10 protein-coding genes and 1 tRNA gene are annotated in these 9,830 nt (G+C 64.2%); 3 read left to right on the top strand and 8 right to left on the bottom strand.

The features are described from left to right. Position 1 precedes the first annotated feature (1 nt). Together V6M39_RS11295 and V6M39_RS11290 are read left to right on the top strand one after the other, a co-directional pair. Positions 2 to 63, top strand: a tRNA-Lys gene (locus V6M39_RS11295). A gap of 82 nt (positions 64 to 145) precedes the next feature. Next, a complete protein-coding gene (locus V6M39_RS11290; RefSeq protein ID WP_332643918.1) occupies positions 146 to 478 on the top strand; it encodes a TraR/DksA family transcriptional regulator in 333 nt (110 codons plus the stop codon). A gap of 5 nt (positions 479 to 483) precedes the next feature. On the opposite strand, the gene V6M39_RS11285 is transcribed toward V6M39_RS11290, so the two are convergent. Further along, a complete protein-coding gene (locus V6M39_RS11285; protein ID WP_332643917.1) occupies positions 484 to 1,071 on the bottom strand; it encodes a YczE/YyaS/YitT family protein in 588 nt (195 codons plus the stop codon). Between the two features lie 14 nt (positions 1,072 to 1,085). Between V6M39_RS11285 and V6M39_RS11280 the strand changes: the two genes are divergently transcribed. Next, positions 1,086 to 1,394 (top strand): DUF503 domain-containing protein, encoded by a 309-nt coding sequence (locus V6M39_RS11280; protein ID WP_332643916.1) that lies wholly within the window; start codon positions 1,086 to 1,088, stop codon positions 1,392 to 1,394. Between the two features lie 2 nt (positions 1,395 to 1,396). Here V6M39_RS11280 and V6M39_RS11275 read toward each other — a convergent pair whose 3' ends face one another. From V6M39_RS11275 to V6M39_RS11245, 7 genes are all read right to left on the bottom strand, one after another. After that, a complete protein-coding gene (locus V6M39_RS11275) occupies positions 1,397 to 2,071 on the bottom strand; it encodes a response regulator transcription factor (protein WP_332643915.1) in 675 nt (224 codons plus the stop codon). Then, the gene (locus tag V6M39_RS11270; RefSeq protein ID WP_332643914.1) at positions 2,068 to 4,590 is read right to left on the bottom strand and encodes a sensor histidine kinase KdpD; all 2,523 of its coding nucleotides are present in this window, start codon (positions 4,588 to 4,590) and stop codon (positions 2,068 to 2,070) included. Before V6M39_RS11270 ends, V6M39_RS11275 begins: the two co-directional genes overlap by 4 nt. Positions 4,591 to 4,611: 21 nt before the next feature. After that, complete coding sequence (gene kdpC / locus V6M39_RS11265; protein ID WP_332643913.1) at positions 4,612 to 5,187, bottom strand: potassium-transporting ATPase subunit KdpC; 576 nt, start codon at positions 5,185 to 5,187, stop codon at positions 4,612 to 4,614. Positions 5,188 to 5,190: 3 nt separating this feature from the next. Then, a complete protein-coding gene (gene kdpB / locus V6M39_RS11260) occupies positions 5,191 to 7,203 on the bottom strand; it encodes a potassium-transporting ATPase subunit KdpB (RefSeq protein WP_442880779.1) in 2,013 nt (670 codons plus the stop codon). Then, positions 7,200 to 8,858 carry a potassium-transporting ATPase subunit KdpA gene (gene kdpA, locus V6M39_RS11255; protein WP_332643911.1) on the bottom strand — a complete coding sequence of 553 codons (1,659 nt, stop codon included), beginning with the start codon at positions 8,856 to 8,858 and terminating at the stop codon, positions 7,200 to 7,202. Before kdpA ends, kdpB begins: the two co-directional genes overlap by 4 nt. Before the next feature lie 9 nt (positions 8,859 to 8,867). Beyond that, complete coding sequence (kdpF, locus tag V6M39_RS11250) at positions 8,868 to 8,957, bottom strand: K(+)-transporting ATPase subunit F (protein WP_332643910.1); 90 nt, start codon at positions 8,955 to 8,957, stop codon at positions 8,868 to 8,870. Positions 8,958 to 9,127: 170 nt separating this feature from the next. Beyond that, positions 9,128 to 9,830 (bottom strand): LPXTG cell wall anchor domain-containing protein (locus V6M39_RS11245; RefSeq protein WP_332643909.1); only part of this gene is annotated, 703 nt, incomplete at its 5' end.

Genomic DNA, 9,830 nt, shown 5'->3' with positions numbered 1-9,830 from the left:
TAGCTCAATTGGCAGAGCAGCTGACTCTTAATCAGCGGGTTCGGGGTTCGAGTCCCTGATGCCGCACTGTGAAGGCCTCGTTCCTCGCCGAACGGGGCCTTTGCTCTGCCCGGAACCGTCGGGCGGGGCACATAGGGTCTGACGTATGCCTGATCACCTCGCTCGCCTCGACGAGGAGCACCGAGCTGCCAGCGATCAGCTGATGGCATTGCGCCCCGATTTCGACGGCATCGTCGCTGCATCCGCGGACTCCAACGCCGATGACGAGCACGATCCGGAGGGCTCGACGGTCGCATTCGAGCGATCACAGGTCGGCGCTCTGATCGAGCAGGCCGAGCTTCGGATGGTGGAGATCGAGTCGGCGCGCGAACGAGTGCTGTCGGGGACCTACGGCGTATGCGAGCGCTGCGGGCAAGCCATCCCTGCAGCGCGCCTCGATGCCAGGCCGATCGCCCGAACCTGCGTCGATTGCGCCTGACCGGCTCAGTCGTTCACGCGCGCGATCGACAGGACCGCGAATCGCGCCGAGAGCCAGTCGACCATCGGGCCGAGAAGGAAGATCACCATCACGGTTCCCGGTCCGATCGCGGCACCACAGAGCCAGCCGAGCAGCGCACCGCCACCCTGTACGACGCTGTAGCTCCACTTGAACGGGACAGGCGGGTCGAACGCGAGCGCTGCCGCCTCAGTCGGTCCTGCACCGGCATCGACCGCGAGATAGCCCGCCACGCCGACGGCCACCACAGGGAATGACAGGACGAGTAGCGCGATCCTGATCCACATGCTGTCCGGCTCGTCGAATGCGTCAAGCAGACCCGACACAACGAAGCCAACGACGAGTGGCTGGACGATCGTTCCCATCCCCGGCTTGAGGCCGCGTACCCACGCCATCAACACCAGCAGGATTCCGACGACGAGATTGACGACCCAGAACTTCACGTCAAAAGCGATCGACAGGCCGTTGACCATTGTGGAGTAGCCATCCGAGCCGAGCGCTGCGATCAGCAGCATGGCCACGCCGATCCCGAGGATCACGCATGAGACGGTCAATCGGATCAGCTGGGTCGACACAACTCGATCCTGACATGATCGAACTCATGTGGATTGGCTGGATCGAGTTCGACGTCCTGCTCGGTGACGTGCACTCCCTCAAAGAGAAACGCTCGATCGTAAGGCCGCTGGTCGCCGACCTACGGCGTACGTTCACCGTCGCCGTGGCCGAGAGCGACTCGCTTGACCTCCATCGCCGAGCTGGCATCGGTGTCAGTGTTGTCGCCACCGACAGCAAGCACGTGATCGATGTGCTCGACTCCGTCGACAACTTTATGGCCGGTCGGCCGGAGATTGAGCTTCTTTCCGCGCACCGCGGCATGGTCAAGAGCGACGACGAATAGTCTCAGGTGACGAGTCGATAGCCGATGCCGGGATCGGTCAGGAAGATCGTCGGGCGCGACGGATCCTGTTCGAGCTTTCGCCGCAGCTGCGCCAGGTAGACACGCAGATAGTTGGTCTCCCGGTCGTAGCCGGGCCCCCACACCTCATGCAGTAGGTCAGCCTGGCGTACGAGGCGTCCGCCGCTACGCGCCAGCACCTCGACGATGTGCCATTCGGTCGGAGTCAGCCGCACTTCTGCACCGCCGCGCGACGCCCTGCGCTCAGTGATGTCGAGATGGACGTCTCCGACCTCGATGACGAGAGACAAGCCGTCGCCCCCGCTGCGCCGAATTGCCGCCCGTACTCGCGCAAGCAGCTCCTCGATATCGAACGGCTTCGTGACGTAGTCGTCGGCACCCTCGTCGAGCGCCTCCACCTTGTCATCAGACTCGTGTCGAGCCGACAGAACGACGACAGGCACCTGCCCGTACGACCTCAGCCGCTTCAAGACCGTGACTCCGTCGAGATCAGGTAGACCCAGGTCGAGGATGACGACGTCCGGCATCCGCTCGTCGACGATCTGCAAAGCAGAGCGGCCATCTCCCGCCGTCTCGACGTCGTAACCTCGGGCGCGCAGATTGATCGAAAGCGTGCGCAGGATCGCGGGGTCGTCATCGACCGCGAGCACGAACGTCATTTCTCATCTCCATCTGAGGCACTCAGCGGGAGGTCAGCGACAAACGTCAGCCCTCCGCCGGGCGTGTCCTCGGCGGACAACGTACCGCCCATCGCCTCGGTCAATCCGCGCGCGACCGCCAATCCGAGCCCGACACCTTCACCCCGGGGGATGTCGCCGAGACGCTGGAACGGCTCGAACAGCCGATCGCGCTCGGCGGCCGGGACGCCGGGACCTGTATCCACCACACGTATGAGCGCGCGGCCAGCCGACGCCGATGCGTCAATGCGCACGCGGGTGTCATCGGGCGCATAGCTGAGCGCATTGGCGACAAGGTTGGCTACCACCCGCTCAAGCAGGCCCGCATCGGCCGCGATGAGTGCGGCCGCGGGATCGACGCTCACCTCGATACGTTCACTGCCTGGCAGCGACGACACAGCGCTTCGAATGACGCCTTCGACCTCGACCTCATCGACGTGCGCCTTGACCGCGCCCATCTGCAGGCGACTCATGTCGAGCAGATTGGCGACGAGGTCGTCCAATCGGTCAGCCGACTCCTCGACGGTCGCGAGCAGTGCTTCCTCATCTTCGGCCGACCAGTCGATGTCGGTATTGCGCAAGCTGCCGATCGCCGCTTTGACAGCAGCGAGCGGCGAGCGGAGGTCATGCGAAACGGCAGCCAGCAGCGCCGTACGCGTACGGTCTGCCTCCTCCAAGGTGCGTCGCTCCCCGCTCTCGGCGGCCGCTCGTCGCCGTTCGCCGATCACGGCAGCGTGTGCCGCGTAGGCCTTCAGGAGTCGCCGGTCAGCCGCAGGCAGAGGTCGCCCGACGAGCGCGAGCCGTGTTGCGCCGTCGATCTTCACGCTGACATCTGCATCAGCAAGTGTCGCGATCGGTGCGCCATACGCCTTGCGTACCTCGTCTCCGGCACCGATGATCGCTGCACCGCGCATCCCGAACAGCTCGCAGGCACTTGCCAGCAGTTCCGGGAAGTCGTGGGCGTGGAGCAGGCTGTGCGAGAGCACTGTCAGAGCGTCTGCCTCCGCGCTGGCCTTCTCAGCTTGCGCCGTGCGTCGCGCCGCCAGGTCGACCACGGACGACACGGCAATCGCGACGATGACGAACAGCACGAGCGCGAAGGCATTCTCTCCGCTGGCGATCGTGATCGTTCCGGTCGGCGGGGTGAAGAAGAAGTTGAGGCAGAAGCCACTCACGAGGGCCTGAACGACCGCCGGGCGGAGGCCGCCGATCAGAGCCGTCGCGACGACAAGGCCCATGAAGAACAGCGACTCCGTTGGTAGTCCGTGGAAGTCGGGAGTGATCAGTAAAAGCCCTGAAAGAACGAATGGTCCGACGGCACCGACCGCATAGCCGAGGATGCGACGGCGTCGACCTAGCTCGGGCGTCGCGCGAACGTTGCCCTTCTTGCGGCGTGCCTGGTCGTGCGTGACGATGTGGACGTCGATATCTCCCGACTCGGCAATCACGATCTCGCCGATTCCCGGATTGATCAGCGTCGATGCCCGTCCGCGGCGACTCGCACCAATGATGATCTGGGTCGCATTCTCGGCGCGAGCGAAGTCGAGGATCGCGGTTGCAGCGTCATCCCCGACGACAGTGTGGAAGCTGCCGCCCATGTCTTCCGTCATTGCGTGGAGCTTGTGCAGACGTGTGGGGTCCATCTGAACCAGACCGTCGCCGCGGGTCACGTAGAGCGCCATCCACGCCCCACCGCCAGTACGCGAGGCGATTCGAGCCGCTCGCCGAAGCAGAACCTCCGACTCCGGACCGCCAGTCACGCCTACGACCAGTCGCTCCCGCGCAGCCCAGGTCGAGTCGATCTGATGCTGGTCGCGGTAGCGATCCATACCTTCGTCGACGCGGTCAGCAAGCCACAGGAGGGCCAGCTCCCTGAGGGCCGTGAGATTGCCTTCGCGGAAGAACTGGGACATAGCCGCATCGATCTTGTCTGCGGAATAGATGTTGCCGTGCGCCATCCGGCGCCGCAGTGCCTCGGGGCTCATGTCGACGAGCTCGATCGCATCGGCCTGACGCACGATCTTGTCGGGCACCGTTTCGCGCTGACGTATCCCGGTGATCGACTCGACGACGTCGTTCAGCGACTCCAGGTGCTGGATGTTGACCGTGGTAATGACGCAGATCCCGGCATCGAGCAAAGTCTCGACATCCTGCCAGCGCTTCTCGTTCTCGGCGCCGGGGACATTGGTGTGGGCCAGTTCATCGACCAGGACAACCTCGGGATTTCGGACAAGGATCGCAGCGAGATCCAGCTCCTCGTGCGAGGTGCCTCGATAGTCGATGCGCCGACGTGGCACGATCTCGAGATCAGCCACCTGCTCGGCCGTATGGACTCGGCCATGGGTCTCGACATATCCGACCACGACGTCAGTCCCGCGCGAGTTGCGACGCTGGCCCTCATCGAGCATCGCGAACGTCTTGCCAACGCCGGGCGAGGCACCGAGGTACACCCGCAGGATGCCTCGCTGCCTCGACTCGCCCTCAGCGGGTGGGATTGCCACCTCTTCAGTGTGCACCTGTGGCTAGCCTCGTTCGAGAGCCAGGTTCAGCTCCAGCACGTTGACTTTGGCCTCGCCGAGGAATCCGAGCTGGCGGCCGTACGTGTGCTCGTCGACCAGCTTGCGGACGGCCTCCACCGAGAGGTTGCGCGCCTTGGCAACGCGTTCGATCTGCAGCGCGGCATACTCCGGCGAGATGTAGGGGTCGAGTCCTGAACCCGATGCGGTCACAGCGTCGGCGGGTACCTCGCCCACCGAGACGCCCTCCGCGTCCGCAACTGCTTGCTGACGTTCCGTGATCGCCCTGAGCAGATCAGGATTGGACCCGCCGAGGTTGGAGCCTCCCGAGGCGAGCCCGTCGTACTCGGACGCGGACGGTCGACCGTGGAACCACTGGGCATCCTCGACCTTGAAGTCCTGACCGATGATCGCAGAACCGACATCCTCGCCCTGGTGACTCACAATCTGACCACTCGCCTTGTCGTTGAATGCGACCTGGCCCACCCCCCAAACGGCTGCGGGATATGCGACGCCGAGCACCACAGTCATGACGACGAGGACCTTGAGTCCGACGAAGCACTGACGAATGAAAGTTGACATGAGTTATCCGATTCCTGGGATGGTCGAGACGACGAGGTCGATGAGCTTGATCCCGACGAACGGTGCGATGACGCCACCGAGGCCGTAGACCAAGATGTTGCGACGAAGGACCGATTCGGCCGACGCAGCGCGGAACTTCACACCCCGCAACGCGAGAGGGATCAGCGCCACGATGATCAAGGCGTTGAAGATCACTGCCGAGACGATCGCCGACTTCGGTGTCGCGAGCTGCATGATGTTGAGCGAGTCCAGTGACGGGTAGGCCACCAGGAACATCGCGGGGATGATTGCGAAGTACTTCGCAACATCATTGGCAATTGAGAACGTCGTCAGGGCGCCGCGCGTGATGAGCAGCTGCTTGCCGATCTCGACGATGTCGATGAGCTTGGTCGGGTCCGAATCGAGGTCGACCATGTTGCCGGCCTCTTTGGCTGCCGAGGTGCCTGAGTTCATTGCGACACCCACGTCAGCCGCGGCGAGTGCGGGGGCGTCGTTCGTACCGTCGCCGGTCATCGCGACGAGCCGTCCACCCTCCTGCTCCTTGTGGATGAGTCTCATCTTGTCCTCGGGCGTCGCCTCGGCGAGGAAGTCGTCGACTCCCGCCTCCTTGGCGATCGAGGCGGCGGTCAGCGGGTTGTCACCCGTGATCATCACGGTGCGGATGCCCATACGACGCAGCTCTGCGAACCGTTCGACCATCCCCTCCTTGACGACGTCCTTCAGGTGCACGACGCCAAGCACCTTCGAGCCGTTTGCGTCTGACTCGGCCACCACAAGTGGTGTACCTCCGTTTCCGGCAATCGCGTCGATCGACATACGGACGCCGGGATCCATCTCCCTGCCCACCCAGGCGGCGACCGACGATCCGGCGCCCTTGCGTACGGTGCGACCATCGGCGAAATCGACGCCTGACATGCGCGTTTGGGCGGTGAACTCGACAGACTCCGCGCCTACGGGCAGATCCGAGTCGTCGGCGCCCTCAGCCAGGGCGAGCTCGACAATCGAGCGACCCTCCGGCGTCTGGTCGGCGAGGCTCGAGAGCCGGGCCGCATCGCGCAGCTGGTCGGCGGTGACGCCCTCGGCCGGTACGAACTCCGACGCGCGGCGATTGCCGTACGTGATGGTGCCCGTCTTGTCGAGGAGCAGTGTGCTCACATCGCCGGCTGCTTCGACCGCGCGACCAGACATCGCGAGCACATTGACGCGTACGAGGCGATCCATGCCGGCGATTCCGATAGCGCTGAGCAGCGCGCCGATCGTCGTCGGGATGAGACATACGAGCAAAGCAACGAGCACCAGCGTGCTCTGTGGAGCTCCGGCGTAGTCCGCCATCGGCCGCAGCGTGACGACGGCGAGCAGGAACACGATTGTCAGGCTCACCAACAGGATCGACAAAGCGATCTCGTTGGGTGTCTTACGGCGCGTTGCGCCTTCAATGAGCGCGATCATCCGGTCGATGAATGTCTCACCGGGCGCCGACGTGATCTGCACGACGATTCGGTCCGACAGCACCTTCGTGCCGCCGGTGACGGCCGAGCGGTCGCCGCCTGCCTCGCGGATGACGGGCGCGGACTCGCCGGTGATCGCCGACTCGTCGACAGAAGCGACGCCTTCGACGACGTCACCGTCGCCAGGGATAGTCTCGCCCGCCTCGACGACCACTCGGTCGCCCTTGCGAAGCTGCGTGCCCGCGACCGACTCCTCGACTCCCGCGGCGTTGATCCGCCGAGCCGTGACATCCGTACGCGCCGCCCGCAGAGACGCCGCCTGCGCCTTGCCGCGACCCTCGGCGACAGCCTCGGCGAGATTGCCGAAGATCACCGTGAGCCACAACCACATTGCGACGACCCAGGCGAACACCGAGGGGTCGGTGATCGCAATGACCGTGGTCATCATTGAGCCGATCCACACGATGAACATCACCGGGCTGCGCCACAGGTGGCGTGGGTCCAGCTTCCGCAGTGCCGATGGCAGCTGCGAGAGAAGGGTGGACAGTGTCATGGCTGTGTCTTTCATGAAAGGGCCTCCGCGAGAGGTCCGAGCGCGAGTGCCGGGAAGAACGTGAGGCCGGTGATCAGGAGGATCACGCCGACGAGAAGGCCGGCAAACAGTGGTGTGTGAGTGGGCAGAGTGCCGGCCGTCGCCGGCACCTTGCCCTGCTTGGCGAGTGATCCTGCCAGCGTGAGCACCAGCACGATCGGGATGAAGCGACCGAGCAGCATGGCGAGCGCCAGAGCGATCTGGAAGAACGTCGATGTGACGGTTATGCCAGCGAATGCGCTGCCGTTGTTGTTGGCCGCCGACGTGAACGCATAGACGACCTCACTGAAGCCGTGGCCGCCTGGATTTGCCATGGCGTCCGGCGTGCTGTTGAGCGCGATAGCCGTTCCGACACCGATCAGGATGAGCGCCGGGACACTCAGCACGTAGAGAGCGACGTACGTCATCTCCTTCGTGCCGATCTTCTTGCCCAGGATCTCCGGCGTGCGCCCGACCATGAGTCCGGCGATGAACACCGTGAGGATCGCCATGATGAGGATGCCGTAAATGCCTGCGCCGACACCGCCCGGTGAGACCTCACCGAGCATCATGTTGACGAGCACCGTGCCGCCACCAGTGGGCGTAAACGAGTCGTGCATCGAGTTGACTGCGCCGGTGGAAGTACCGGTCGTCAGCACAGCCCAGAGCGCTGACGCCCATTCACCGAACTGCGTCTCCTTGCCCTCCATCGCTGCTCCGGCCAGCTTGCCCGCCTGCGATCGCGCACTCGCCTCGGCCCAGGTCGTGATCGTCACGGACGCGGCGATCAGGAAGGTCATGGCGCCGAGGATCGACAGACCTTGCTTGCGGCTGCCAACCATGGTGCCGAGCATGCGAGTCAACGAAATGGGGATGAGCAGGATCAGGAACATCTCGAGCAGGTTGGAGAACGGGCTGGGGTTCTCGAACGGGTGCGCCGAGTTGGCATTGAAGAAGCCGCCACCGTTGGTGCCGAGCTCCTTGATCGACTCCTGACTGGCCACTGGGCCGCCGGGTATGACTTGCGACCCGCCGTTAATCGTCTGCACCGTGTGATCCGCGAAGTTCTGAATGACACCTTGCGAGATGAGCAAGATCGCGCCGATGAACGCGACCGGCAGCAGGATGCGTAGCGTGCCACGTACGAGGTCGACCCAGAAGTTGCCGAGCTCACCGCTGCGTGAGCGGACGAAGCCACGGATCAGGGCGACAGCGACCGCAATGCCGACAGCCGCTGACAGGAAGTTCTGGACCGCGAGTCCGCCCATCTGGGCACTGAAGCCGAGAGTCGACTCGCCGCCGTACGACTGCCAGTTGGTGTTGGTCACGAACGAGATCGCGGTGTTGAGCCCCATGTCCCACGGCATGCCGGGCAGGTCGCGGTCGAACGGCAGCGCTTGCTGGCCGATCAGGATCGCGAACAGCGCGACGACGCTGACGAGGGAGAAGCCCAACACGCTGTAGGTGTAGGAGCGAGCGGTCTGCTCTGCGTCGGGATTGACTCCGAGCAGGCGGTAGACGCGCTTCTCGACGCCCCAATGCTTGGGGTTGGTGAAGACGCGCGCCATGTAGTCGCCGAACGGTACGTAGACCGAGGCGAGCAGAATGACGAGGGCTGCAATGGTCAGCAGCCCGGCGGTGGTGTCAGACATATGCGCCTCTCAGAACCGGTCAGGGAAGATCAGGGCCGCTACGAGATATCCGAGCAAGCCGATCACGATCACCAGCGAGATGACTGAATCGAAGGTCATGCGTCCATGTCACACCCGCAAACACCCGAGTTCGCGGGCGTTGACGAAGCGCTAACGACTCTTGATGCGATCTTTACGCGCTTACGGGGTGACACCCACCCTTGTCGCGCGCACACGTGAAGAGGGGAGCCGCCCTTTCGGACGACTCCCCTCTTGCCTTTGCGTTGCAGCTAACGGAAGCGGCTACGGAAGTAGACCGCAAGCGCTGCCAGCGCCAGTCCGCCTGCGACTGCCGCCCATTCGGATCTGACCTGAGTTGATGTCGAAGTCGAGACCCGTGCAGGAGCTTCCTTCAGCACCTTGACTGGCTCTTTCATCAGTCTCGGCACCAGGGCGAGCGAGTGACCCGGGCTGCCCGAACCGCCCATCTCAGTCGTTGCAGTGCGCCGCGTGGCACGGAGCAACAGCACTCCACCGAGCGCCATCGCGCCACCAACCGGGAACATCCACATCGGCTCGCCACCCGTATCCGGCAGCAAAGCCAATTCCTCGTCCTCGATCTCGGCGCACTCGTCGCCGCTGAGCTGCTCTTCGACCGTGATCTCAAAGATGCCGTCATCGGTGAGCGTAAGGCCCTCCGCGGCTGTTGCGGTCACGACGTAGTCGCCAGGGCCAGTACCGCCCGGCTCTGAGTCGTACGTGATCTCGTCCGTGTCGGCAGGAACGGTCAGTTCGCCGTCTGCGTCGCACGTCGGGTCCGAAGCACTCGGTGGTTCCGCCTGGACATAGGTCGGGAGAACCTCGCCGCACGCCTCGATGGACGGCTCAGGCTGGCCATCGTCGACCGCGATCACCTGTGAGCGCCCCTGCGCATCTGCGAAGGACAAACCAACCAGAAGCAAGGGGTTGCCCTCGAACTGCGGGTCAATCGAG

Source organism: Aeromicrobium sp., from assembly GCF_036675695.1.
Lineage (GTDB): Bacteria > Actinomycetota > Actinomycetes > Propionibacteriales > Nocardioidaceae > Aeromicrobium.
Note: the sequence above shows the minus strand (reverse complement) of the source record. Positions and strands in the feature narration are given on the sequence as shown.